Below are 25,258 nucleotides of genomic sequence, written 5' to 3'. Positions count from 1 at the left end.
CCGGTCCGGCGGGACACCGTCCGAGACTCAGCCGACCGGGGTCGGGAAACCCCGGTCGTGCTCGGTCTGCAACCGCGTCATGGCATGCTCGACGACGGTCACCAGCACCCGCTTGACCGAGTCGCGATGCCGGGCGTCGGTCATCACCAGCGGCACGTCCGGCGAGATGGCCAGCGCCTCGCGCACCTCGTCCGGCTCGTACTGGGGCGCGCCGTCGAACCGGTTGAGCGCGACCACGTACGGCAGGTTGCGGTTCTCGAAGTAGTCCAGCGGGGCGAAGGCATCGGCGATCCGGCGGGTGTCCACCAGAACGGCGGCGCCCACCGCACCCCGGATGATCTCGTCCCACATGAACCAGAATCGGGTCTGCCCGGGTGTGCCGAACAGGTACAGGATCAGATCCTGCGCCATGGTGATCCGACCGAAGTCCATGGCGACCGTGGTGGTCTCCTTGCCCGGCACCTTCGACGGATCGTCGATGCCGACGCCCGCCGCGGTCATCACCGCCTCGGTGGTCAGCGGTGTGATCTCGGAGATCGCACCGACCAGCGTCGTCTTGCCCACCCCGAAGCCGCCCGCGACCACGATCTTCGCGGAGATGATTCCCCGGCTCTGGCGGGCCCCGGCGGGGTCATAGCTCGCGAAGTCCACTCAGCACCCTTCCCAGCATTTCCATCCGCTCCTCGTAACCTGTGGCGGGAGCGGCCGTCTGTAGCGTCAACAGGCCCTCGGCCACCATGTCGGCGACCAGCACCCGGGCGACACCCAGGGGTAACCGGGTGTACGCGGCGATCTCCGCCAGCGACTCGGGCCGGCCCTCGCAGACCATGGCGATGCGATGCTTGTCGTGCCCGGCGAAGCGCGACTCGGCGATCTGGGTGGGACTGACCACCAGCACCGCCTCCAGCGCGATGTCCTGCAGCGGCTCGGTCCGGCCCCGGGTGACCGCGTACGGTCGGACCAGCGCGCCGCGTGGGTCACGCCGCTGCTCCATCCACGATCACCTCCTCCGTCCGCCGGCAGCGCACCCGTTACGACCGCACCGCGTCCCGCGGCAGCGGCACCAGCGCCGCGCCGACCCGCTCCACCAGCAATGCCATCTCGTAGCCCACCTGGCCGACGTCGCAGCTGCGCGCCGCGAGCACCGCCATGGACGAGCCGTCGCTGATCGACATCAGGAACAGGTATCCGCTGTCCATCTCGATGACTGTCTGCAGCACTCCGCCGGCGCTGAACATCCGCGCGGCCCCCTCGGTCAGGCTGACCACGCCGGAGGTGATCGCGGCGAGCTGGTCCGCCCGATCCGTTGGCAGGTCGCGGGAGGAGGCGAGCAGCAGCCCGTCCGCGGACACCGCCACCACGTGGGCGATGCCCGCCACGCTGTCGGCGAAGTTGCTGAGCAGCCAACCCATGTCCTGCATGGCCGCTGGCCTGTTCATCGGCTCGTCTCCTTGGTCGAAGTGCTGTTCTGACTCGCTCCCGCCGTCCGGCCACGCTGGACGCCGCGGTGGTAGGCCGACAGCAGACCACGTACTTCATCCGGGGTCCGGCGGCTGTGCTCGCGCCCGCTGCGCGGCTCGATGCCGCCGGGCACGAGTTGCGCCTGGGGCACCCGCTTCGGCAGGCCGGACCGGGTGGTGCCGGCGGGGCGGGCTCGGCCGCCCGGCTGGCTCGCGACCACCCGTCGTCGGCCGCCGTCCGCCAGGCGTCGTCCTCCGCACTGCTGGACGGCGGTGGTGCGGAGGGCGGTGGCGACGCGGAGGGCGGCACCGGTGGCGCGTTGTGCAGCGCGCCGGTCGTCGCGCTGGACGACGAAGTGTACGACGCCGGCGGCGGCGCGGGTGTCCCGGCTGCCGCCGCGCCCGGCGTGCGGGTGGGTAGCGGGCTCCGCCCTCTCGTCGGCTCGACGGCGGGTGCCGGCGGGTCGGCGGCCGGCGGCGGCTCGTCGAACTGCGGCCGGCTGAAGATCGCGGTCGCGTCGTTGCCGTGCGACCGGAACCAGACCGCCTCCATCTCCCGGAAGATGGGCGCCTCGCCGGGCTGCTCGGGCGGGGCGGTGATCGGCCCGGTAGGGGTCGGTGCGCTGGCGGCCAGGCTGGCACCGAGCCCCTGGAAGCCGGAGTTGTAGAAACCTCCGCCGCCGGATTGCTGGCCGGCGCCGGGGGCGAACCCCGTCGGCGCGCCGGCGACCGGGCCGACCGGCAGCACGGGTTCGGCGCGCCCACCGGCGCCCCGGGTCGGGTCGAGGGTGGGCTGGGTCGCCGTCGGCGTACCGGCGTTGAACCCGCCGGCGAAGGCCGGTGGCGGCGTACGGGTCGGCAGTTGGTTGTCGGGCGCCGGTTCCGCCGTCGGCCAGGACGCCGAGGACGGCGTGTTGTTGCGCCACTGGTCGGTCAGGGTCGCGATGTTGCCGCGTCCCGCCCCGCCGAACTGGTCACTGTGACCGACCGGCGCCATCGGCGTCTGCTCGACCGCCAGCGGCTGCCGCGGCCGGATGATCGCCTGGTCGCGACCACGCAGGCTGGGCAGTACGACCGTGGCGGCGGGCAGGGTGACCTGTGCGACCGTGCCGCCCTCGACGTTGCGGCGCAGCTCGACGCGGACTCCGTAGCGGGCGGCGAGGCGGCTGACCACCGCGAGACCCATCAGGCGGAAGGCCGCGACGTCCACCGCGGATGGCGCCGTGAGCCGTCGGTTGAGAGAGTCGAGCTGCTCGTCGGTGAGGCCGAGACCCCGGTCCTCGATCTGGATGAGCACGTAGTCGCGGATCCGCCGGCCGTCGGCGACGACCGTGGTGTTCGGTGGCGAGAAGCGGGTGGCGTTGTCGAGCAGCTCGGCCACCAACCGCACCACGTCGTTGACCGCGTGGGCGGCCACGGACACGTCGGTGTCGACCGTGCCGAACTCGATCCGGTTGTAGAGTTCCACCTCCGACTGCGCGGCCCGCAGGACGTCCACCAGCAGCGCGTCGTCGCGGCGCGGCACGGCCGAGTCGGCACCGGCGAGGACGAGCAGGTTCTCGTCGTTGCGACGCATCCGGGTGGCCAGGTGGTCGAGTTCGAACAGCTGGGCGAGTCGCTTCGGGTCCTCCTCACCCCGCTCGATCGCGTCGAGTTCACCGATCATGCGATCGACCAGGTTCTGGCTGCGCCGGGCCAGGTTCAGGAACATCGCCGAGACGCTGGTCCGCAGGGCCGCCTGCTCGGCCGCGACGCGGACCGCCTCCCGGTGCACCACGTTGAACGCCGAGGCGACCTGCCCCACCTCGTCGCGGTTGTTGAGCTGGATCGGGTCGCGTACCTCGCGGACGATCTCGTCGACGCCGCCGTCGCTGACGTTGCCCATGCTCTGTAGCCGGCGCACCGCCTCGGGCAGATCGTGGTTGGCCACCGAGAGCGCACCCTCACGCAGCCGCCGTAGCGAGTGGTTCAGCGAGCGCGCCAGCACCACGGCCAGGGTCACCGCGATGATCAGGGTGAGCAGCACCAGCGTCGTCTCGACGACGGCCTGCTGGATGACGTCCGAGCGAGCCTGCTCGGCCTGATCGAGCAGGCGCCTCTGCAACTCGACCTCGGCCCATCGCATCAGCTCGTGCACGGCGCCGATGGCGGCCGTGGCCTCCTGGGCGGTGAACGGCGCGCGTTGGTTCACCGATCGGCTCAGGTCGGTGGCGACCCGGTCGGCGAGCACCACCGCATCGCCGGAGACGGTGCGCTCGACCAGTGCCCGCTGGATCGGGTCGGCGGCCAGCGAGAAGGCCACCAGTGCCTCCTGCTGCCCGGTGAGGGTGGCCACGAAGGCGGAGAACTGCTCGTTGTCGAGCCGGCCGGCGCTCAGCGCGGTGAAGGCCACCGCCTCCTCCTCGGCGACCGCCGCCTTGGCGCGGGCGAAGGCGGCGACCGCCCGGCGGCTGTCACCCAGTTGCTCGTCCCCGGGCAACTGGGCCAACCCGTCGCCGTAGCCGACCAGGTCGGTCAGCACCACGCCGTAGCGCAGCGCGGCCTCGGCGACCTCCATCTGCTGGCGGTCGAGCACCTCCTGTCGGGTGCCGTCGAGGGTGTCCAGGTGCGCGTCGATGGCGGCGAGCCGGTCACGGACCGCGGCGGGAGGCTCACCGACCCGGGCTCGCTCCGCCCGGTACTCGTCGATCCGCTGCTGGGTCTGCCGGACCCGCAGGTTGTACGCGTCGGCCTGTTGCTGCGGCGCGGCAAGGTAGGCCGCCGCCGCCATCCGCTCGGCGTGCAGGTCGTCCGCCAGCGCGGAGACATCGACCGAGAGCGCGGTGAGCGACCGGCTCTGGGTCGCGTCGTAGGCGCCCTCGCCGACGGAGATCAGGCGGACCGTCGCCAGCGCGATGACCGCGGCGACCGGGACAACCAGGATCAACGCCAACTTGGACCGGATCCGGGCGTCACGCAGCCGGGGCAGCCGGCCGGGCGCCTTCCGCGCGGCGTCACCAATGGCGGGCAGGGTCGTCGATCCGGTGCTCACGACATCGCCTCCGTCGTTTTCTCCACGCCTGACCCGTCGACCCGTGCATGGAGCGACGGCCAGCGCCACGCGCGGCACGGCCGCGATTTCATCAGACGAGATGGTATTTGGGAAGCCGCAGGGGGGCAGGAAACGGTCGGACGGCACGCATCTCGTGATCCGGTCAACTAATACCTACATTTCCACAGCGCCCTTGAACAGGGCATGTAACTCCAGAGTGGTCAAACGTGTCGCCACAGTGAGCATTTGAAAACATCTGGTTACACCAACATGTGGGATCAGTGTCCCGAAACGCCGCCGGTGACCCCGCTTGACCGCAGCGCCCGGCATTGGCAAGGTTTTGCAGGCTTCGCGCACACGGTACGGCAGAGCCATCTCATTATCCACAGAGGACGGTCGAGCCACCGGTGACCGGGTCCCACCCGCGCCACATCAGGAGGACACAGTTGACCCCCTTCCGCTCCGCGACCGCCACGGCGCTCGTGTCGACCCTGCTGGCCACCACACTGACCGGTTGCCAGTTCGGAGGGCAGGAGCAGGACACGAGCCCGATCGTGATCGCCGCAGACCTGGAACTCTCCGGCGCGGCGGCCGGAGTCGGCAAGGCGTACCGGCAGGCCCTGGAACTGAAGGTCGCGCAGTTGAACGCCTCGGGTGCCCTGAACGGACGGACGATCGAACTCCTGCTGAAGGACAACCGTTCCGACGCCAGTGAGTCACTGCGGAACATCGTCGACTTCAGCAACGATTCGCGAGTCACCGCCATCGTCATGGGCGGCTGCAACGAATGCGCGGTAGGCGCCGTGCGCACGGTCAACGAAGAGCAGATCCCCACCGTCGCGCTCGCCGCCGCCGGCGCCGTCGCGAACCCGGTGGCGGAACGCCGGTACATGTTCAAGCTGGCGCCGAACGCTGCCGACAGCGCCGCGGCGCTCACCGTCGAACTGCGTCGCCGCAACATCGACACGGTCGGCCTGCTGCGCAGTGAGGGCGCCTACGGCCAGGAGGGCGCCACCGCACTGCGTCGCGAGTTCGGCAAGGTCGGCATCCACGTGCTGACCGAGGCGTCCGTCCGGGGTACCGACACGGAGTTGGACGGGCAGGCCGAGACGCTGGTCGCCGCCGAGCCGGAGGCCCTGGTCATCTGGACCCCGCCGGAGCAGGCGATGCTCGCCGCGAGCGCGGTCAAGCAGATCGGCTTCACCGGCGCCCTGTTCCTCGACGCGTCGGCCGCGGGCGACCTCTTCCTCGGCTCGGCGGCGCGGGCGGTGGAGCGGGCCACCCTGGTCTTCACCCAGACGATGGTCATCGACGACGTGATCGCGACCACGCCCGCGAAGGCGGCGCGTCGCCAGTGGTTCCAGGAGTACACCGCCCGCTTCGGCGGCTACCACGGCTCGGCGTCCTTCGCCGCGGACGCGGTGCAGCTCCTCGCCGACGCCGAACTGCGGGCCGGCGGGCCGGCCGGCGAGGTCGACCGGGCCGGCCTGCGCGACGTGCTGGAGACGTCCCAGATGGACGGCCTGTCGGGGCCGATCCGGATGACGCCGGACAACCACTCCGGGCTGATGCCGCAGGCGTTGACGACCCTGGTCGCCCGCAACGGCCGGTGGCGGCTGCTGAGCTGATCGGTCAGCGGCTGGAGGTGGTCTCGCGCAGCCACGGCAGGCTGCGCCGCTCGACGAGCACCAGTGCGGCGTAGAGCATGATGCTGACGAGGGCGACCAGGATGATCGCCGCCCATGCGGTGGCGGTGTCGCCGATGCCGGCGTACTGCTGGATGACGTAGCCGAGACCACCTTCGCCGGCCTGGAACTCGCCGATCACGGCACCGATCGCGGCCAGCGGCATGGCCACCTTGAGACCCACGAAGATCTGCGGCAGGGCGGCCGGGAAGCGGACCTTGCGGAACGCCTGCCACCGGGAGGCGTTCCAGGACCGCACCAGCTCGGCCAGTTCGGCCGGCGTGGTGGTCAGGCCGGTCGCGGTCGACAGCACGATCGGAAAGAAGCAGAGCAGGAAGACCATGGTCAGGATGGGCTTCTGACCCCAGCCGAGAGCCACCACCAGCAGCGGACCGAGAGTGATCTTCGGCACCGCGTTGACGGCGACCAGCAGCGGGGTGAACATCCGCTCGACCGCCCGGGAGGCGGCCAGCGCCAGGCCGATCAGGACCCCGGCCGCGGCGGAGAGGGCGAAACCGAACAGGATCTCGCCGGTGGTGGCGGCGGTGTGTTCCAGCAGCCGCTCCGGCCGCTCGGAGAACGCGGCCAGCACGTCGCCGGGCGGCGGTAGGGCCGCCGGGTGGATCAGCTCCAACCGGGCCACCAGCCACCAGCCACCGAGCGCGATCAGGAGCCCGGCGGCCGGCAGCAGCGCCGCGACCGCACCGCCCCGCAGGGTCGCCGGCCGCCACCGGCGACCAGGCGGTGCGACCGGGGCGGCTCGGGCGCGAGCGTCGCCGCCAGCGGCCGTGGGCGGACGTCGGTCATCGGATCCTCCTGCGGTTCGGTGCCCTCGCGCGGGCGGGAAACGGGGGTACGCCGCACCGGTTGCCCGGTGCGGCGTACCCCGTGCGGGACTTGTCGACCTCAGGCCGTCGGCACGAGGCTGAAGTCGATGATCTGGTCGGGGGTGAGGTCCGACTTCAGCGCGCCGGCGCCACGCAGGATCGCGATGCTCTTGGCGACCCGGCCGCTGTCCAGCGTGCCCAGCGCGGTGCCGGAGTTGCTGGACCGGACGTACCCGGCCATCAGCTGCAACTCGGCGGCAGCCGCCTCCGGCACCACGGCGTCGACGTTCTTCGCCAGGATCTCGGCCGCCTCCTGCGGGTTGGTCAGCGCGTACTCCAGGCCCTTGAGCAGCGCCGCGGTGAACCGCTTGACCATCTCTGGCTTCTCGGTGGCGATCTGCTTGGAGGTGATCAGCACGTTGCCGTAGAGGTCCTGCATCACATTGCTGTAGGGCAGCAGGACGGCCTTCTTCTTGGTCACCGTCTCGATGGTCGGCTGGCCGACGACGAACTGGCCGATGCCGTCGACCGAGCCGGAGGCCAGGGTGCCCATCAGGGTCTGTGCCTCACCATTGACCCAGGTCACCTTGGTGTAGTCGACGCCGGCCAGCCGGGCGTACGTCGGGAAAAGGTTGCGGACCACCGAGCCGGGGGTGTCCGCGAGCTTCTTGCCCTCCAGGTCCTTCGGGGTGTTGATGCCGGTGCCCTCGACGGTGGCGATGGCCGCCATCGTGCGCTGCTGGATGGCGGCCACCGCGACGAAGTCCTTGGCGTCACCGTTGCCGAACTGGAGCAGCCCACCGGTCAGGTCGATCGGGCCGAAGTGCGCCTGACCACCGACGACCGTCTGGATGATCGAGCCGGTGCCCTGCCCGGGCTTGATCTCGACCTCGAAGCCGGCCTCCTTGAAGAAGCCCTTCTCCTTGGCCACCCAGGCGTAGGCGTCACGGCCGAAGTTGCCGAACGAGGTGAGGTATGTCACCTGCTCCAGTGACGAGCCCACGCCGCTGTTGTCGTCGGCGTCGTCCGAGCCGCTGCTGCATGCGGAAACCAGGGCGAGGGCGGAGGCCATCGTGGCCGCGGCGACCGTACGGGTCAGCCTTCTCATCAGTGCACCTTGTCCTTTCCAACCGGGGCGTCGGGCCACCGGAAGGGAGTTGTCGGGGCGGCACCGGCAGCCGGGACGGAAGCCGACACCGCGTACGAGGGGGACTCTTCGCGGGCACAGCGTACGAGAACCCCACCTTTGCGACGCCAGGCGTATCGGGTTGCGGAACGGATACAAAGTGATGTCCAACCCGGACGGTGCGATTCGGCACCGGTACCGATAGCCTTTGGCGGATTCCTGACCACCCACTCAGGGGAGGCCCGCCGGAGATGATCCGACTGTCCGAAGTGTCGCGGACCTTCGACGGCCGCGCCGGCCGGGTCGAGGCGTTGCGCGGCATCGACCTCGACGTCGCCGAGGGCGAGTTCGTCGCGGTGCTCGGCCGCTCCGGATGCGGCAAGTCCACCCTGCTTCGCCTGATCTCCGGCCTGATCCCGGTCACCTCGGGTGAGGTCACCGTCGCCGGCACGCCGGTCACCGGGCCACGGCGGGACATCGCCATGCTCTTCCAACGGCCGGCACTGCTGCCGTGGCGCACGGTCCTGGACAATGTGCTGCTCCCGGTCGAGATCTTCGGTTGGCGGCGCGCCAGGCACCGGGACCGGGCGCGGGACCTGCTCGACGTGGCCGGGCTGTCCGGCTTCGAGAAGCGGTTGCCGCACGAGCTGTCCGGCGGCATGCAGCAGCGGGTCTCCCTGTGCCGGTCGCTGATCGGCGACCCCCGGGTGATGCTGATGGACGAACCCTTCTCCGCGCTCGACGCGCTCACCCGCGAGGAGCTGGCCGGTGAGTTACAGCGAGTGCACATGCGCAACGGCGCCACCGTGGTCTTCGTCACCCACTCCATCGACGAGGCGGTGCTGCTCGCCGACCGGGTGGTCGTGCTCAGCCCGCGCCCCGGCCGGGTCCGGAAGGTCGTCGACGTGAACATTCCCCGGCCCCGCACCCTCGGCCGCAACGCCCACCTGGCGGACGTCGCCCGGGTCAGTGCCGACCTGCACGAACTGCTGATGGAACGCAACGAGCCGGCGAGCGCCGGCACGGAGGGACGATAGGCATGCGGGTGGCCGTCTTCACGGAGCCGCACCGGGGCGCCAGCTACGACGACCAGCTCCGGTTCGCCCGGCTGGCCGAGGAGGGCGGGTTCGAGGGCTTCTTCCGCGCCGACCACTACCAGGCCATGGGCGACGAACCGGCCCTGCCGGGCCCGACCGACGCCTGGCTGACGCTGGCGGCACTCGCCCGGGAGACCAGCCGGATCCGGCTGGGCACGCTGGTCACCTCGGCGACCTTCCGGCTGCCCGGCCCGCTGGCCGTGATGGTGGCCCAGGTCGACCAGATGAGTGGCGGCCGGATCGAGTTGGGCATCGGCGCCGGCTGGTACGCGCGTGAGCACGTCTCGTACGGCATTCCGTTTCCCGGCATCAACGAACGCTTCGACCTGCTCACCGAACAGCTCGAAGTGATCACGGGGCTGTGGGGCACCCCGTCGGGCGGGACGTTCAGCTACACCGGCGACCACTACCGGCTTACCGACTCCCCCGCCCTGCCGAAGCCCGTGCAGACCCCCGGGCCGCCGGTCATCGTCGGCGGACGCGGTCCCAAGCGGACACCGGAACTGGCGGCCCGGTACGCCGACGAGTTCAACGTGCCCTTCACCGGCGTGGACCAGACCACCGAGGCGTACGAGCGGGTACGCGAGGCGTGCCACCGGGTCGACCGCCACGGCTCGGGACGCCGGCCGCTGACGCTCTCCGCCGGCATCGTGGTGGCGATCGGCCGCAACGACGCCGAGGCCCGGCGGCGGGCGGCACCGCTGCACGCCAAGAGCGCCCTGCCACCCGAGGACCCGGTGGTCGGATCGCCGGAACAGTTGGTCGACCGGATCGGCGAATTCGCGGCGATCGGCGCGACCCGGGTGCACCTGCGCCTGATCGACCTCAGCGACCTGGACCATCTGGACCTCATCGCCGCCGAGGTGCTTCCCCGACTGGACGCGACCCGATGACCGGAGATGCGACCGGCCTCGATCCGAACGGCCTCGATCCGAACGGCCCGGAGCCCGCGCTCGGGCCGGTGGGGCAGGAGGTCGTCTTCGAGAACGACCGGGTCCGGGTCTGGCACATCCGGTTGGCGCCGGGTGAGCGGCAGCCGCTGCACCGGCACGACCATCCCTACCTGGTGGTCGCCGTGCAGGGCGCGAAGAACGTGGTGCAGACCGTCGACGGCACCAGGATCGATGCGGACGAGCCGACCGGTGGGGTGGTCTACCGCGATCCCGGGGCGGTGCACATGCTCACAAACGTCGGTGACACGACATACCTTGCCCGGCTGGTGGAGCTCAAGTAGACCCACCACCAGCAGGTACTCCGGCTCCGCACGGCGCGCCGGTGGCGATCGGTGGCGACGGACCGTAACGTTCCGGTCATGGCCCATCGGACCTTGAGCCGGCTACTGATCACGGCGTTCGGCGTCAGCCTGCTGGCCGGCGCCGGGCAGCTCGGCCTCGCCTTCGGCTTCGGCATCGTCCGGCTCACCGGCGTCTTCACCGGCGTCACCGTCAACCAGTGGCCGGCCCAGCTCGTCTGGGCCGGCTGGTTCGCGACCAACGCCGCCGTGATCGGTGCCGTGCTCACCGAGCGGCTGACCCGCCACGACGAGCAGCTCACCGGGACAGCCCGGCGGTTGGCGGTCGCGGGCAGCGCCGCCCTGGGCGCCACCGTCGTGGCTCCGTTGTGCATGCAGCCGGCCCGCGGTGCCGAGCTCATCTCGGTCGACCCGGTCTGGGCCGTGGCCATCTGCGCCGGCCTCGGTGCGGTGGTCGGCGCGGGCGCCGCGTTGGCCGTGCTGGTCCGGCCTCCGCTCGCCTGGAACATGGCCGCGGTCGCAGCGGTGGTGTGGCTGCTCGCGCTGCTGTCGGTCGTACCGTCGCTCGGAGCGAGCGGGCCGCTGTTCCCGGTACGCCTCGGCGTGCTGGAGCCGGCGTGGCTCTCCGCCGACGCGGCACAACGACTGGCGCTGCTGATCCTGCCGACGTCGACGCTGCTGGCCGGCGCGGCGACGGCCGCCCTGGCCCGGTGGCGCGGGCATCCGCCGCTGGTCAGCGCGCCGAGCGGCGTCGCCGGTCCGGTGCTGGTGGCGTTCGCCTACCTGGCCGCCGGGCCCGGCGACGCCGGCGACCGTTACCAACTCACGCCCTACTACGGCGCACTGATCGCCGTCGTCGTCGGCGCGCTCGGCTCGACCGCCGCCGCCCTGCTGCCCTGGACACCGGGTGGGCCACGCACCGCCGGCACGGCCATCGAGCCGACCGCCATCCTCCAGCCGCTGCCCGCGGCGCCCACTCTTCCGTCGTCGGCCGGCGGTCCGGCCGGCACGAGGCCCGCCGCGAGTTCGGCCATCGTCGTCGCCGCCCGGACCGGCACCGGTCCGGGCGGCGGTACGCGCACCGGCACGGGCCCGGACTCTGCCGGCGCTGACGGCTCCCCACCCCACTGGCACTGGCCGGACGGCCGAAGCGACGCACCGGCCGCCACGAGCGCACCGGGGGCAGCGGAGGCCACAAGCGCACCGGCAGCACCGAAAGCGCCGGCCGACGGCGATGTCACCCCCGCGAGCCGGCCGCCGGCGCCGGCCGGCGGCAGACGTACCGGCGGACGGCGAGCTGATCGACTCGGCCGAGCCACCGGCGACGGGCACCGACCCGGAGCGGCAGAGCGCCCGGCCGCCGGCCACCACGGACGGCGATCCCGAGCAGGCGCCGGACCCGGCGCCCGAGCAGGCGCCCGAGTCGGCACGGTTCGGCGACGGCAGCGACCTCTCGCCGCCGCGGGCCACACCACCGACACCCGTGCCCGCACCCGTGCCCGCACCCGCACCCGCACCCGCACCCGCACCCGCACCCGCACCCGCACCCGCACCCGCGGAGAATGCCACCGGCGGCGGGACTATCGAGGCGGTGCCCGGGGTGACGCCGCGACCCCGGCACCGGTTTCCGATGCCGGATCTGAACCGGTCGACGACCTGGAACGCGTTCGCCCCCGGCGGGCAGCGCGCTCCGCAGCCGGCCGGCGAGGCCGAAACCCCCACCAGCTCAGCCCGGACCGGCCCAACCGACTCCCGCCCAACCGACTCCCGCCCGGCCGACTCCGGCCCAACCGACTCCGGCCCGGCCGACTCCCGCCCGGCCGCCGAGCCTGACACCGAGCCAACCGGACCCACCGGCGCCGATCCGGCCGGTCAGCACGGCGCGGAGGCGGCACCGACGGCCCGGGAGGTGCCGGCGCCCCTCGCCGCCGCCCCGGATGTCTCCACCGACCCGACGGCCACCGCCCGGGATCTGTCGGCCGCCTTCACCAGGCCACCGGCAGCCCGCGCCGAGGACGTCCAGCCGGACAGCGGGCCCGGCCGGGGCCGCCGGGGACTGTTCCGCCGGGGTAGGCCGCGCTCCGGCGAGGCCGATGCCGTGGCCGAACGCGACGAGCCGCTGCCGGAACAGGACGAGGAGTACGTCGACTGGGTGGCCGGGCTCAGCCGGCCCCTGACCGACGACGAGACCGAAGCACCGAAGTCGTCCCGCCGCTCGTTGCGTTCGACCGGGCGGCACCACCGCTCCTGACGGTCCCCGACCGGCACCACGGCACGCGCGCGCCGGGCCCAGCCGACGACGGGCGGCGTCGGAGTCAGGTCAGCGGCAGGTAGACCCGGCCACCCCCGGCGACGAACTCGTCGGACTTGTCCTTCATGCCACGGGCGGCGTACTCCTTGAGATCCTGGGTGATCTTCATGGAGCAGAACTTCGGCCCGCACATCGAGCAGAAGTGCGCGGTCTTCGCCGGCTCGGCGGGCAGCGTCGCGTCGTGGTAGGACCGTGCGGTCTCCGGATCCAGCGAGAGGTTGAACTGGTCCTCCCAACGGAACTCGAAGCGCGCCGTGGAGAGCGCGTCGTCCCAGGCCTGCGCGCCCGGGTGCCCCTTGGCCAGGTCCGCCGCGTGCGCCGCGATCTTGTACGCGATCACGCCGGCCTTCACGTCGTCCCGGTCGGGCAGCCCCAGGTGTTCCTTCGGCGTGACGTAGCAGAGCATGGCGGTGCCGAACATGCCGATCATCGCCGCCCCGATGGCCGAGGTGATGTGGTCGTACGCGGGCGCGATGTCGGTGGTCAGCGGACCGAGCGTGTAGAACGGCGCCTCGTGGCACCACTCCTGCTGGAGGTCCACGTTTTCCTTGATCTTGTGCATCGGCACGTGCCCCGGACCCTCGATCATCACCTGGACGTCGTACTCCCACGCCACCCTGGTCAGCTCGCCCAGGGTGCGCAGCTCCGCGAACTGCGCCTCGTCGTTGGCATCCGCGATCGAGCCGGGCCGCAGGCCGTCACCGAGGGAGAACGTCACGTCGTAGCGCGCCAGGATCTCGCACAGCTCCCGGAAGTTGGTGTAGAGGAAGTTCTCCTCGTGGTGCGCCAGGCACCAGGCAGCCATGATCGAGCCGCCGCGCGACACGATCCCGGTGACCCGGTCGACCGCCAGCGGCACGTACGGCATCAGCACCCCGGCGTGCACCGTCATGTAGTCCACGCCCTGCTCGGCCTGCTCGACGACGGTGTCCCGGAACACCTCCCAGCTCAGCTGCACCGGATCGCCGCCGACCTTCTCCAGCGCCTGGTAGATCGGCACGGTGCCGATCGGCACCGGCGAGTTGCGCACGATCGCCTCGCGGGTCTGGTGGATCCGCTTGCCGGTGGACAGGTCCATCACCGTGTCCGCGCCCCACCGGGTGGCCCAGGTCAGCTTCTCCACCTCCTCGGCCACCGACGAGGTCACGGCCGAGGTGCCGATGTTGGCGTTGACCTTGACCAGGAACGCCTTGCCGATGATCGCCGGCTCGCACTCCGGGTGGTTGACGTTGAGCGGCAGCACCGCCCGCCCGGCACCGATCTCGTCCCGGACGAACTCCGGGGTCATGCCCTCCCGGATCGCCACGAACTCCATCTCCGGCGTGACGATCCCGGCCCGTGCGTAGGCGAGCTGCGTCGGCCGTCTGCCGTCCACCCCGGCCAGGGGGTGCCGGCGCCACGTGCCGGCGCCACGTCACCCCGCTCGGCGATCCACGGTCCGCGCAGTGGCGACAGCCCGACCTCCGGGTCCGAGCCCGGGCCGGAGGTGTCGTAGAGCCGCACCGGCGGGTTGTCCCCGGTCAGCTCCACCTCCGCGAACGGCACCCGGATGTCCGGCCGGGATCCCTCGACGTACACCTTGTGACGTGCCTGCATGACAGCCTCCCTGATCAGGCGGACCAGCCGAAGTGGTCCATCGGGCCGCGTCCCGCGCCCAACTCCCAGTCCCGCGCGCCGGTCAGCGCGCGGGTGACGTACTCCTTGGCGGTCGCGACCGCCGCCGGCACCGGATCACCCAGTGCCAGCCGCACCGCGATGGCCGCCGAGAACGAGCACCCGGTTCCGTGGGTGTGGCGGGTCGGCACCCGCGGGCCGCGGAGCACCCTCGTCCCGTCCGGGCCGTGCAGCACGTCCACCGCCTCCGCGCCGGCGTCCACGTCGCCGCCGGTCACGATCACCCACTCCGGTCCACCGGCCGCCAGGGCCCGCGCGGCCGCCGTCATCTCCGCCACGTCGGTCACCGCGGCCCCGGTGAGAGCCGCGGCCTCCGCGCTGTTCGGGGTCGCCACCCGGGCGTACGGCAGCAGCCGCTGCACCGCCTCCACCACGCCGAGCCGGTGCCCGCTGGTGGCCACCAGCACCGGATCCACGACCAGGTGCGGCAGCCGACCGGCCGCCGCCGCGTCGGCGATCGCGCCCGCCACGGCCGGGGTGCCGAGCATCCCGGTCTTGACCGCCCGCACCGTGAAGTCCGACAGCACGCTGTCGAGCTGGTCGGTCACCAGCTGCGGGGGCAGCGGCAGCACGGCGTCCACGCCCCGGGTGTTCTGCGCGGTGATCGCGGTGAGCACACTCGTGCCGTACGCGCCGAACGCGGCGAAGACCTTCAGGTCCGCCTGGATGCCGGCGCCGCCCCCGGAGTCGGAGCCGGCCACGGTGAGCACGGTGGTGGGGGTCACGTCTCTCCCTCGGGGTTCTCGGGGCTTGCTGTCGAGGTTTGCGGTTCGGTGGTCACTGTGGGGGCTGCGGCCGACCGTGCCCACTCCGGGCGGTCAGGCTTGATCCCTGCGTGGGCACGGTCGGCCGCAGCCCCGTCGTGGGGCGGGCCGTCCGGAGCTGTGCGGGTTCGCGCTTCGGGAGTGGGGGTGGATTGACTGGTGGGGGTGGGCTGGCTGGTGGGGGTGGGGTTCGGGGGTTGGAGGTGGCGGCCTGTCGGAAGGCTTCGACGAGGGTGCTGGCCGTCAGGTGGGGGTCGGTGGCGCGCATCATGGTGCCGAGGACGGCCACTCCGGTCGCGCCGGCCTGGATGCAGGCGCGCACCTGGGCCGGGGTCTCGATGCCGCCCAGGGCCAGCGCCGGCACCGGGCTGCGCCGGATCAACCCGGCCAGCCCCTCGGGCAGCAGCGGTGGGCCGTGGCCGGGCTTCGTCCTGGTGGGAAAGACCGGCGACAGGGTGACGTAGTCCTCGCTGCTGAGCCGGTGCAGCTCCGCCTCGTCGTGACAGGACCGACCGACCAGGTCGGCGGCCGGCGGCGGGTAGGGGCCGGCCGCCGACAGGTGGATCGCGATCGGCGTCCGGATCTCGGTGGCCGTTCCGGCCGCACCGAGGCGACCGGCGGCGTCGGCGCGGCAGATGCCGGTGCCCCTGTCGTCGGCGTGGCCGGCGCCGGCCGGGTCGCGGTCCTGGTCGGCGAGCAGCGGGTCGGGGCCGGCGACGACGAGGGTGCCGCCGGCCTCGACCAGGATCGGCCGCAGCTCGGCGGCGAGGGCGAGGCGTTCGGCGCGCGGCAGGTCCTTCTCGCGCAGCACCACCCATCGCACTCCCCCGGCGACGGCCGCCGCCACCACGTCCACCAGCGACCCCCGGGCCACCCGCCGATCCGTCAGCAGCACGACACCCGAGATCGAGTGAATCTTGGTCCCAGCCGGCCCCCGGTGGGGCGCTCTCGCACCAAGATCTTGAGTCCGCGCGGTCACAGGTCGGGGCGCCCCTCGTCCGGGGTGGACGCGAGGGCGTGGAAGCGGCGCGGGATGCGGCCGGCGCCGTGGGCGAGCCGACCGGCCTCGATCGCGTACCGCATCGCGGTGGCCATCGCCACCGGGTCGGCCGCCCGGGTCACCGCGCTGGCCAGCAGCACCGCGTCACAGCCCAGCTCCATGGCCAGCGCCGCGTCGGAGGCGGTGCCGATGCCCGCGTCCAGGATCACCGGCACGTCGACGTCCTGCCGGATGAGCCGGATGTGGTGCGGATTGTTGATCCCCAGTCCGGACCCGATCGGCGCGCCCGCCGGCATCACCGCGGCGCAGCCGACATCGGCCAGGCGCCGGGCCAGCACCGGATCGTCCGACGTGTACGGCAGCACGGTGAACCCGTCGTCGACCAGCTCCTCGGCGGCCCGCAGCAGCTCCACCCCGTCGGGCAGCAGCGTCCGCTCGTCGCCGATCACCTCCAGCTTGACCCAGTCCGTGTCGAACGCGTCCCGAGCCAGCCGGGCCACCTTCACCGCCTCGCCGGCCGTGTAGCAGCCGGCCGTGTTGGGCAGCAGTCGCACGCCGCACCGGTCGAGCAGGTCCAGCAGCCCACCCGAGCCGCCGGGCACGGTCTCCACCCGGCGCAGCGCCAGGGTGACCAGCTCCGTGCCGGATGCCCGGATCGCCTGCTCCAACACGTGCAGGTTGGCCGCCCCACCGGTGCCGAGGACCAGCCGGGAGCCGAACCGCACACCGCCCAGCTCGAAGCACGCCGGACCGCCGTCCATCCGGCTCACCCGCCCTGGGCGGCGCTGAGCACCTCGACCCGGTCGCCGCCGCGCAGCACGGTCGCCGGCCAGCCGGTACGCGGCACCACCTCGCCGTTCACGGCCACCGCCAGGCCCCGCTGCTGACCGGTCACGTCCCGGACCAGTTCGGCGACCGTGGCGCCGTCCGGCAGGCTGCGGTCGACACCGTTCACCGTCAGTTCCACGAGTCATCCTCCGTCGGCTGCTCGGACGTGGTGGGGGTGCCGGCCCCGGCCGGCGCGGCGCCCGCCCCGGTGCTGAACCGATCGGCCCGGAAGGGGGCGAGCAGCGGATCAGGGCCGCCGCCGGAGACCAGATCGGTGATCAGGTCCGCGGTGACCGGGGTGAGCACGATCCCGTGGCGGTGGTGGCCGGTGGCCACCAGCACGTCCGGGCGGCCCGGCAACGGCCCCAGGATCGGGGCGTTGTCCGGCGTGCCCGGACGCAGCCCGGCCAACGTCTCCACCAGGTCGTACTCGGCGAGTTCGGGCAGCAGGTCGACGGCCGCGCGCAGCAGCCGCAGCACCGCCCCGGCGCAGATCCTGAGGTCGGAGCGCTCCTCGACGGTCGCACCGACGACGACCTCGCCGTCGTCCCGTGGGACCAGATAGACGTGCTCGCCCTCGGCGTACCCGCGGATGACGTGCCGGAAGCCGGGCGGGCCCCCGTCGGGGGCGCGTAGCCGCAGCACCTGGCCCTTCACCGGGCGGACCGGCAGCCCGGTGAGGGCGGCGGCGCCGCAGCCGGCGGCGACCACGGTCACGCCGGCCGTCACGTCGGCCAGCCGGCGGACCGGCTCGGTGACCAGGGCGGCCCCGGCCCGCTCGGCCGCCAGCCGCAGGGCCGGCACCAGCCGGCGCGGGTCGACCTGGTGATCGGTTGCGGCGAACGCGCCGCCGCGTACCCGGGGTGCCAGCGCCGGCTCGCGCTCGCGCAGCTGCGAGGGCGCAGCTGCGTGACCGGCAGCCCCAGCCCCCGCTGGTACGCCCACAGCCGGCCCGCCTCGGCCAGGTCGTCCGCGGTCAGCCCGACCATCAACGTGCCGTCGGTCCGGTAGCCGACGTCGGCGCCGGTCGCGTCGGCCAGGTCGGCCGCGAACCCGGGCCAGCGGCGCGCGGATTCGGTGAGCAGCCCGGTCAGTTCCCGCTCACCGAAGTACGCCTCGGCCACCGGAGCCAGCATCCCGGCGGCCACGTGCGAGGCACCCGACCCGGGAGCCGGGTCGTGCACGACGACCCGCAGTCCGCGCTCGGCACAGCGCCAGGCGATCGCCAGCCCCACCGGCCCGGCCCCCACCACCGCGACGTCGGCTGCGGGGCCAGGTCTGCGCGCCATGTCTGCGGTGGTGGACGGGCTCAGCACGACAGTCCCCGGAGCAGGTCGGCGGCGGCGCGGGCCGGGTCGGCTGCGCCGGAGAGGGCGCCGACGACCGCCACCCTGTACGCCCCTACGGCCCGCAGTGCGGGCACGTCCCGCGCCGTCACCCCACCGATGGCGATCACCGGCACGTCGACCGCCTCGGCCACCGCCCGCACGCCGGCCGGGCCGATCGGTGGCGGCAGCCCGTCCTTCGTCGTGGTGGTGTGGCAGGGGCCCACCCCAGGTAGCTCGCGCCGGCGGTGACGGCCGCGCGGGCCGTGGCCGGCTCTCGCGCGGTGGCGCCCAGCACCGCGGTCGCGCCGAGCACCTCCCGGGCGGCCGACACCGGCAGGTCCTCCACACCGACGTGGCCACCCGCCGCGCCGGTCGCCAGCGCGACGTGCAGCCGGTCGTTGACCAGGCAGTTGACGCCGTACGGTGCACACAGCGCGAGCACCCGCCGGGTGAGGTCGTACGTCTGGCGGTCGGTCGCGGTGTCCTCGACCCGAACCTGCACCACCAACTCGGCGCGGGCCACCGGCAGCACGGCGCGCAGCACGGCGAGCGGATCCCGCCCGGGCCGGGTGTCGGTGATCAGATGCAGTCGTCCCAGAGACGGCACGGCAATGCTCCTCCCTGCGCCGGCATTACCCGGATCAGGTTCGACGGTCGGGGGCTCACAGCCCCCCTCTCAGCCCGGTCGACCGGGCTCCCGTGGGTCACTTCGGTGTCACCGTACGGCAGATCCGCCGGGCTGCCAAGGCGCCCTCCCTGCGGCGGGCGGGGCCCCGGTCGGTGGTCGCCCCGGCGCCGTGGCCGGGTGCGAGCCGGGTGCTTTGCGAAGTCCTGACAGGAATGTCACCCACCGTTGCAGAAACGTGACCTATCGAGACCTTGTCATGAACCGATTCAGCGGAATTAATTTGTTCAGCGACTCGACATAATGCCGAAACGGATGGCCTTGGCAAGGTGATCCGGCTCGGCTCCATCCGGGACGGTCCTTCGGCGAGCCGACCCCCGCGACCCACGTCCAGCAAGGACAAAGGAGACCGGAGTGTCCCCACCCCGTCGTGCCCGCATGTCCCTGACCGCCACCTTCCTCTCCCTCGGCCTCGCCGCGACCACCCTCTTCGGAGCCCCCGCCGCGCAGGCCACCACCACCCGGACCGCCCCGGTCGCGCAGGCGGCCCCGGAGGCCGCGGCCGAGCCGTTCTCGGTCCTGGTCTTCTCCAAGACCGCCGGCTTCCGGCACGGTTCGATCCCCACCGGTATCGCCGCCATCCAACAGCTCGGCGTGGAGCAGGGCTTCACCGTCGACGCCACCGAGGACAGCGCTGACTTCACCGACGCCAACCTCGCCAACTACCAGGCGGTCATCTGGCTCTCCACCACCGGTGACGTGCTCAACAACGAGCAGCAGGCGGCGTTCGAGCGCTACATCCAGGCCGGCGGCGGTTACGCCGGCATCCACGCCGCCTCCGACACCGAGTACGACTGGCCCTGGTACGGCGAACTGGTGGGCGCGTACTTCAACAACCACCCCGCCAACCAGCAGGCCACGGTCAAGGTGGAGGATCCTGCCCACCCGTCCACCGCGGAGCTGCCGGAACGCTGGTCCCGGTTCGACGAGTGGTACAACTTCCGGGCCAACCCGCGCGGCGACGTGCACGTGCTGGCCACCCTCGACGAGACCAGCTACTCCCCCGGGTCCGGCGCCATGGGTCACGACCACCCGATTGCCTGGTGCCAGGACCACGACGGCGGCCGGGCCTGGTACACGGGCGGCGGCCACACCAACGAGTCGTTCGCCGAGCCCGAGTTCCTCGCCCACCTGCTCGGCGGCATCCAGACCGCGGCCGGTGTCGTGGGCGCCGACTGCGGCGCCTCGTTGACCGAGAGCTTCGAGAAGGTGACGCTGGACAGCAACACCAGCAACCCGATGGAGCTGGACATCGCCCCCGACGGGCGGGTCTTCTACATCGAGCGCGACGGCCGGGTGCAGATCGTCAAGCCCGACACCGACAGCACGATCACCGCCATCGACCTCGACGTCTTCACCGGCAACGAGGACGGCCTGATCGGCATCCGCCTCGACCCGGACTTCGCCACCAACAACTGGGTGTACCTCTACTACGCACCGAACGACGGGGTGGCGCGCAACGTGCTGTCCCGGTTCACGGTGAGCGGCGACTCGATCGACGCGGCCACCGAGCAGGTCGTGCTCCAGGTCGACACCCAGCGCAACACCTGCTGCCACGCCGGCGGCACGATGACCTTCGACTCGGCCGGCAACCTCTACCTGGCCACCGGCGACAACACCAACCCGTTCTCGTCGGACGCCTACACCCCGATCGACGAGCGTCCCGGCCGCGCCGACTACGACGCGCAGCGCACCTCGGGCAACACCAACGACCTGCGCGGCAAGGTGATCCGGATCCACCCGGAGGACGACGGGACGTACACCATCCCGGAGGGCAACCTGTTCCCGCCGGGGACGGCGCAGACCCGTCCGGAGATCTTCGCGATGGGCTTCCGGAACCCGTTCCGGATCGGCATCGACCCGGGCAGCGACACCCTCTACGTCGCCGACTACGGGCCGGACGCCTCCTCGGACAACCCGAACCGGGGCCCCGAGGGTCTGGTGGAGTGGAACATCGTCGCCGAGCCCGGCAACTACGGCTGGCCGTACTGCACCGGGACGAACGAGGCGTACAACGACTACCAGTTCCCCTCCGGCCCGAGCGGAGCGAAGTTCGACTGCGCCGCCGTGGTGAACGACTCACCCAACAACACCGGCCTGACCAACCTCCCGCCGGCCATCCCGGCGACCGTCGACTACGGCTACGGCGGTGACCCGCGGTACCCGGAGATCGGTGGTGGCGGCGCACCGATGGGCGGCCCGGTCTACCGCTACGACGCCGACCTCGACTCGGACCGCAAGTGGCCGGCGTACTACGACGGCAAGGCGCTCCTCGGTGAGTGGAACCAGTCGAAGATGTACGCGATGCAGGTCACCGCGGACGGCCAGGAACTGGTCGACATCAACCAGTTGCTCACCGGGATGACCTTCATCCGCCCGATGGACTTCGAGTTCGGTCCCGACGGCGCGATGTACCTGATCGAGTGGGGCAGCGGCTTCGGCGGCAACAACGACAACTCCGGCGTCTACCGGATCGACTACACCGCCGGTGACCGGGCGCCGATCGCCGTGGCCAGCGCGGAGCCGACCTCCGGGGCGGCCCCGCTGACCGTGGCCTTCTCCAGCGCCGGATCCCGCGACCCGGACGGCGGCGCGTTGACCTTCGCCTGGGCGTTCGGCGACGGTGAGACGTCCACCGAGGCGAACCCCAGCCACACGTACACCTCGGCGGGCAACTACACCGCCCAGCTCACCGTCACCAACCCGAAGGGTCGTACGGCGGTGGCGAACGTCCCGGTCACGGTGGGCAACACCGCCCCGACCGTGACCATCGAGTTCCCGCCGGACGGCGGCTTCTTCGACTGGGGCGACCAAGTCCGGTACACCATCGCGGTGACCGACCCGGAGGACGGGGAGATCGACTGCGACGACGTCCAGCTCCAGGTCCTCCTCGGGCACGACGAGCACGCCCACCCGCTGGAGCAGCACACCGGCTGCACCGGCACGGTGCAGACCCAGCTCGCCGCCGGGCACGGCGCCGAGGCGGACGTGTTCACCGTCTTCGAGGCCACCTACACCGACCAGGGTGGGGCCGGCGGGGCCAACCCGCTGACCGGCCGGGTCATCGAGATCCTTCAGCCCAAGCGCAAGCAGGCCGAGTACTTCAGCGAGACCGGTCGGGCGCCGGGCAGCACCGGCGGCGGCGACGCCGGGGTGCAGACGGAGACCACAAGTGACACCGCCGGTGGTGGCCAGAACATCGGCTTCATCGAGGACGGCGACTGGTGGTCGGTCGACCCGGCCGACCTGACCGAGATCGACGAGATCCGGATCCGGGCCGCCTCGGCGGTCGAGGGCGGCGTGATCGAGGTCCGCGCCGGCGCGGTCGACGGTCCGGTGGTCGCCTCGGCGACCGTGCCGGGCACCGGCGACTGGCAGACGTACACCGACGTCACCGCACCGGTGACCGGCGCCGCGAGCGGCTCGCTCTACTTCGTGGCGCAGGACCCGACCGGCGGCGCGGGATCGCTGTTCAACGTCAACTGGGCGGACTTCATCGGCAAGGGCGTCACCGACAACGCACCGCCGGTGGTCACCGCCACCGCCACGCCGGTCACCGGTATCGCGCCGGTCACCGTCGCGTTCGCCGGCACGGCCACCGACCCCGAGGGCGACACCCCGCTGACGTACGGGTGGGACTTCGGTGACGGTGCCACGGCGGACACGCTGTTGGCCGAACACACCTACACCACGCCCGGCAACTTCACCGCCACCCTGACGGTGACCGACAGCCGGGGCGCGAGTTCGTACGCCGCCGTGCCGGTGCGCGTCGACGCGCCGAACACGTCCTGCTTCGGGACGCGGTCGGACGACTTCGGCGGCGACACCCTCGACCGGGAACGGTGGAGCGTGGTGCGGGAGGACCAGCTCCTGTCGGTCTCCGACGGGGCGCTGCGCCTGCCCACCGGGGTCGGTGACCTGTACGGCACCCGCAACGACGCCACGAACCTGGTGCTCCAGCCGGCGCCGTCGGGAGCCTGGCAGGCGACCACCAAGGTCACGCTCCCGGTGACGGCCAACTACCAGCAGGCTGGCCTGCTGGTCTACGGCGACGACGAGAACTACGCCAAGCTGGACCTGCTGTACAACGGCAGCCGGCGGGTGGAGTTCATCCGGGAGACCGCCGGTACGCCTCGCAACGAGGGTACCGACAGCGCCGACGCACCAGTGGGTGACACCATCTACCTGCGGGTGATCAGTGACGGGACGAACCTGACCGCCGCGATGTCGGGCGACGGCCAGACCTTCACCCCGGTCGGCCGGTCGGCCGCACTGGACGGCATCGAGAACCCGCAAATCGGCGTGTTCGCCCTCAACGGCGGCACCGAGGCGCCGGTGGTCGAGGCGGCGTTCGACTGGTTCCAGGTGGCGCCGGACGCGCCGTCCGGGCCGGTGGAGCCGTCGGACGAGTTCACCGGTGACGCGCTGGACAAGTGCCGGTGGGACGCGATCCTCCGCGAGGACCCCAACGGCTACCGGGTCAGCGACGGGTCGCTGCAGATCGACGTGCCGAACGGCGACATCTACGGCGCCGACAACTCCGACCCGACGAACTTCATCCTCCAGACCGCGCCGAGCGGCGACTGGACCCTGGAGACGAAGGTCGACGGCAGCCTGCTGGACGAGCAGTACCAGCAGGCCGGCCTGATCGTGCACGGCGACGACGACAACTACCTGAAGTTCGACTTCATCGTGGACAACCAGGCCGGCGAGGCGGTGTCGCGGCGGATCGAGTTCCGCAGCGAGATCGGCGGGGCGGTGCAGGACCCGCAGCCCGGTGCGGAGAGCCTGACCGAATCGGTGTGGCACCTGCGGCTGGCCCGCAGCGGCGACACCTTCACCGCGTCGTACTCGGCGGACGGGACGACCTGGACGGCGCTGACCGAGCTGACCAACACGGCGGTCGGTGCGACGCCGAAGGTGGGCCTGTTCACCCTCGGTGCCAACCAGACCGCCTCGAAGTCGGTGTCGTTCGACTACTTCCGGCTCGACACCGGAACGGTCGACGACACCGCGCCGGTCACCGCCGCCGAGGTCTCCGGCACGCCGGTCGAGGGCTGGCTGACCGGGCCGGCGACGGTCACGCTGACCGCCGACGACGACGGCAGCGGGGTGGCCCGCACCGAGTACCAGCTCGACGACGCCACCGACTGGACCGCCTACACCGAACCGGTGGCGGTGGCCGGAGACGGCGATCACGAGCTGCGGTTCCGTTCCGTCGACGAGGCCGGCAACGTGGAGGAGACGAAGACGGTCGCCGTCAAGATCGACGCCACCGGCCCGGTCAGCACCGCGTCGTTCGCACCCGCGAACGACGAGGGGTGGCACGACGGCACCATTCCGGTGGTGCTCACCTCGACCGACGACGGTTCCGGGGTGAAGCTGCTGGAGTGGTCGCTCGACGGCGGCGACTGGACGCCGTACACCGAGCCGGTCGAGATCAGCGGTGACGGGGACCACGAGCTGCTCTACCGGGCCACCGACACCGCGAGCAACGCCGAGACGCTGAAGTCGGCGGTGGTGCGCATCGACGGCACCAAGCCGACCCTGCTGGTCTCCGGCCTCGCCGACGGTCAGCTCTACGGTGACAGCCAGGACGTCCGGGTGTCCTGGCAGGCGGTCGACCCGACCTCCGGCATCGCGAGCGTGGTCGGTCAGCTCAACGACCGGCCGTACGCCAGCGGGACCCTCCAGGCGATGTACGAGCTGCCGCTGGGCCTGCACGAACTGACCGTCACCGCGACCGACAAGGCGGGCAACGACACCTCCACGACGGTCCGGTTCTTCGTCACCACCTCGTTCCGGGACATGCAGAACCTGCTGGACCGGTTCAAGGCGACGGGGCGGCTCACGAACAAGGCGTACAACAAGTTGTCCAAGCGGCTCGACAAGGCCCGTACGGCGGAGGCGGCCGGTAAGGACAAGCGGGCGATCAACCAGCTCACCGCGTTCCGCACCCTGGCCGGCGACGCGTCGCTGATCGGTGAGGCGGAGATCCGGGACGTGCTGATCCGCGACGCCGACTCGATGATCGTCCGGCTCGGTGGCGCGGCCACCAAGGCGGGCGTGCGGGCCAACGACGGCGAATCGGTCGCCGGCGCCGGCCGGCTCGGTGGCGATCCAACCCGGCTCGCCCCGGGTCGTCGCCTCTGAGCGACCGTCACGGGTGAACACTCGGGCCCCGTCCGGC

At 72.2% G+C, this 25,258-nt stretch carries 14 protein-coding genes, 6 pseudogenes and 1 riboswitch; of the genes and pseudogenes, 7 read left to right on the top strand and 13 right to left on the bottom strand.

The features are described from left to right. Window positions 1-27: 27 nt before the first annotated feature. From KIF24_RS03635 to KIF24_RS03620, 4 genes and pseudogenes are all read right to left on the bottom strand, one after another. Window positions 28-651, bottom strand: a complete 624-nt coding sequence (locus tag KIF24_RS03635; protein ID WP_221082747.1) for a GTP-binding protein — start codon at window positions 649-651, stop codon at window positions 28-30. Next, window positions 632-994, bottom strand: a complete 363-nt coding sequence (locus KIF24_RS03630) for a DUF742 domain-containing protein (RefSeq protein WP_221082746.1) — start codon at window positions 992-994, stop codon at window positions 632-634. The genes KIF24_RS03635 and KIF24_RS03630 overlap by 20 nt, the downstream gene beginning before the upstream one ends. Before the next feature lie 37 nt (window positions 995-1,031). Beyond that, window positions 1,032-1,439 carry a roadblock/LC7 domain-containing protein gene (locus KIF24_RS03625; RefSeq protein WP_221082745.1) on the bottom strand — a complete coding sequence of 136 codons (408 nt, stop codon included), beginning with the start codon at window positions 1,437-1,439 and terminating at the stop codon, window positions 1,032-1,034. Continuing rightward, window positions 1,436-4,491: pseudogene (locus tag KIF24_RS03620) on the bottom strand (nitrate- and nitrite sensing domain-containing protein). The gene KIF24_RS03625 and the pseudogene KIF24_RS03620 overlap by 4 nt, the downstream one beginning before the upstream one ends. A gap of 446 nt (window positions 4,492-4,937) precedes the next feature. Here KIF24_RS03620 and KIF24_RS03615 point away from each other — a divergent pair. Further along, window positions 4,938-6,119 (top strand): ABC transporter substrate-binding protein, encoded by a 1,182-nt coding sequence (locus KIF24_RS03615; protein ID WP_221082744.1) that lies wholly within the window; start codon window positions 4,938-4,940, stop codon window positions 6,117-6,119. 4 nt (window positions 6,120-6,123) lie between these two features. On the opposite strand, the pseudogene KIF24_RS03610 reads toward KIF24_RS03615, so the two are convergent. Both KIF24_RS03610 and KIF24_RS03600 read right to left on the bottom strand, forming a co-directional pair. Then, a pseudogene (locus tag KIF24_RS03610) lies at window positions 6,124-6,983 on the bottom strand (ABC transporter permease). A gap of 99 nt (window positions 6,984-7,082) precedes the next feature. Further along, window positions 7,083-8,111 carry an ABC transporter substrate-binding protein gene (locus KIF24_RS03600; RefSeq protein WP_221082742.1) on the bottom strand — a complete coding sequence of 343 codons (1,029 nt, stop codon included), beginning with the start codon at window positions 8,109-8,111 and terminating at the stop codon, window positions 7,083-7,085. Between the two features lie 269 nt (window positions 8,112-8,380). Here KIF24_RS03600 and KIF24_RS03595 point away from each other — a divergent pair, with 269 nt between their 5' ends. The 5 genes from KIF24_RS03595 to KIF24_RS03575 all read left to right on the top strand — a co-directional run bounded on the left by KIF24_RS03595 (window position 8,381) and on the right by KIF24_RS03575 (window position 12,729). Then, window positions 8,381-9,166 (top strand): ABC transporter ATP-binding protein, encoded by a 786-nt coding sequence (locus KIF24_RS03595; RefSeq protein WP_221082741.1) that lies wholly within the window; start codon window positions 8,381-8,383, stop codon window positions 9,164-9,166. 2 nt (window positions 9,167-9,168) lie between these two features. Then, complete coding sequence (locus tag KIF24_RS03590; RefSeq protein WP_221082740.1) at window positions 9,169-10,119, top strand: LLM class F420-dependent oxidoreductase; 951 nt, start codon at window positions 9,169-9,171, stop codon at window positions 10,117-10,119. Further along, window positions 10,116-10,460, top strand: coding sequence for a cupin domain-containing protein (locus KIF24_RS03585; protein ID WP_230414833.1), 345 nt, complete (start codon window positions 10,116-10,118; stop codon window positions 10,458-10,460). The genes KIF24_RS03590 and KIF24_RS03585 overlap by 4 nt, the downstream gene beginning before the upstream one ends. A 78-nt stretch (window positions 10,461-10,538) precedes the next feature. Then, a complete protein-coding gene (locus KIF24_RS03580) occupies window positions 10,539-12,311 on the top strand; it encodes a hypothetical protein (RefSeq protein ID WP_221082739.1) in 1,773 nt (590 codons plus the stop codon). Between the two features lie 76 nt (window positions 12,312-12,387). Then, window positions 12,388-12,729 carry a hypothetical protein gene (locus tag KIF24_RS03575; RefSeq protein ID WP_221082738.1) on the top strand — a complete coding sequence of 114 codons (342 nt, stop codon included), beginning with the start codon at window positions 12,388-12,390 and terminating at the stop codon, window positions 12,727-12,729. Between the two features lie 64 nt (window positions 12,730-12,793). On the opposite strand, the pseudogene thiC reads toward KIF24_RS03575, so the two are convergent. The 7 genes and pseudogenes from thiC to KIF24_RS03540 form a co-directional block, all read right to left on the bottom strand. Then, window positions 12,794-14,385 (bottom strand): annotated as a pseudogene (gene thiC / locus KIF24_RS03570) (phosphomethylpyrimidine synthase ThiC). 14 nt (window positions 14,386-14,399) lie between these two features. Next, entirely contained in the window at window positions 14,400-15,188 is a 789-nt protein-coding gene (gene thiD / locus KIF24_RS03565; RefSeq protein ID WP_221082737.1) for a bifunctional hydroxymethylpyrimidine kinase/phosphomethylpyrimidine kinase, read from the bottom strand. Between the two features lie 256 nt (window positions 15,189-15,444). Then, window positions 15,445-16,143 (bottom strand): annotated as a pseudogene (locus tag KIF24_RS03560) (thiamine phosphate synthase); the annotation flags it as partial. A 59-nt stretch (window positions 16,144-16,202) separates the two neighbouring features. Beyond that, window positions 16,203-16,988: a thiazole synthase gene (locus KIF24_RS03555; protein ID WP_221082736.1), complete on the bottom strand. Its 786-nt coding sequence runs from the start codon at window positions 16,986-16,988 to the stop codon at window positions 16,203-16,205. 5 nt (window positions 16,989-16,993) lie between these two features. After that, window positions 16,994-17,194 carry a sulfur carrier protein ThiS gene (gene thiS / locus KIF24_RS03550; protein WP_221082735.1) on the bottom strand — a complete coding sequence of 67 codons (201 nt, stop codon included), beginning with the start codon at window positions 17,192-17,194 and terminating at the stop codon, window positions 16,994-16,996. Then, window positions 17,185-18,344: pseudogene (gene thiO, locus KIF24_RS03545) on the bottom strand (glycine oxidase ThiO). Before thiO ends, thiS begins: the two are co-directional and overlap by 10 nt. 20 nt (window positions 18,345-18,364) lie before the next feature. Next, window positions 18,365-18,990 (bottom strand): annotated as a pseudogene (locus tag KIF24_RS03540) (thiamine phosphate synthase). After that, window positions 18,985-19,094: riboswitch (TPP riboswitch) on the bottom strand. It overlaps the preceding pseudogene by 6 nt. A 328-nt stretch (window positions 19,095-19,422) precedes the next feature. On the opposite strand from KIF24_RS03540, the gene KIF24_RS03535 reads away from it, so the two are divergent. Then, window positions 19,423-25,221: a ThuA domain-containing protein gene (locus KIF24_RS03535; RefSeq protein WP_331460999.1), complete on the top strand. Its 5,799-nt coding sequence runs from the start codon at window positions 19,423-19,425 to the stop codon at window positions 25,219-25,221. The last annotated feature ends 37 nt before the right edge of the window (window positions 25,222-25,258 follow it).

This window comes from Micromonospora tarapacensis (assembly GCF_019697375.1).
Taxonomy (GTDB): domain Bacteria; phylum Actinomycetota; class Actinomycetes; order Mycobacteriales; family Micromonosporaceae; genus Micromonospora; species Micromonospora tarapacensis.
Note: the sequence above shows the minus strand (reverse complement) of the source record. Positions and strands in the feature narration are given on the sequence as shown.

Coding starts and splice junctions, on each gene's coding strand:
- KIF24_RS03630 (WP_221082746.1), bottom strand. CDS start 994: ATGGAGCAGCGGCGTGACCCACGCGGCGCGCTGGTCCGACCGTACGCG.
- KIF24_RS03625 (WP_221082745.1), bottom strand. CDS start 1,439: ATGAACAGGCCAGCGGCCATGCAGGACATGGGTTGGCTGCTCAGCAAC.
- KIF24_RS03600 (WP_221082742.1), bottom strand. CDS start 8,111: ATGAGAAGGCTGACCCGTACGGTCGCCGCGGCCACGATGGCCTCCGCC.
- KIF24_RS03595 (WP_221082741.1), top strand. CDS start 8,381: ATGATCCGACTGTCCGAAGTGTCGCGGACCTTCGACGGCCGCGCCGGC.
- KIF24_RS03590 (WP_221082740.1), top strand. CDS start 9,169: ATGCGGGTGGCCGTCTTCACGGAGCCGCACCGGGGCGCCAGCTACGAC.
- KIF24_RS03585 (WP_230414833.1), top strand. CDS start 10,116: ATGACCGGAGATGCGACCGGCCTCGATCCGAACGGCCTCGATCCGAAC.
- KIF24_RS03580 (WP_221082739.1), top strand. CDS start 10,539: ATGGCCCATCGGACCTTGAGCCGGCTACTGATCACGGCGTTCGGCGTC.
- KIF24_RS03555 (WP_221082736.1), bottom strand. CDS start 16,988: ATGGACGGCGGTCCGGCGTGCTTCGAGCTGGGCGGTGTGCGGTTCGGC.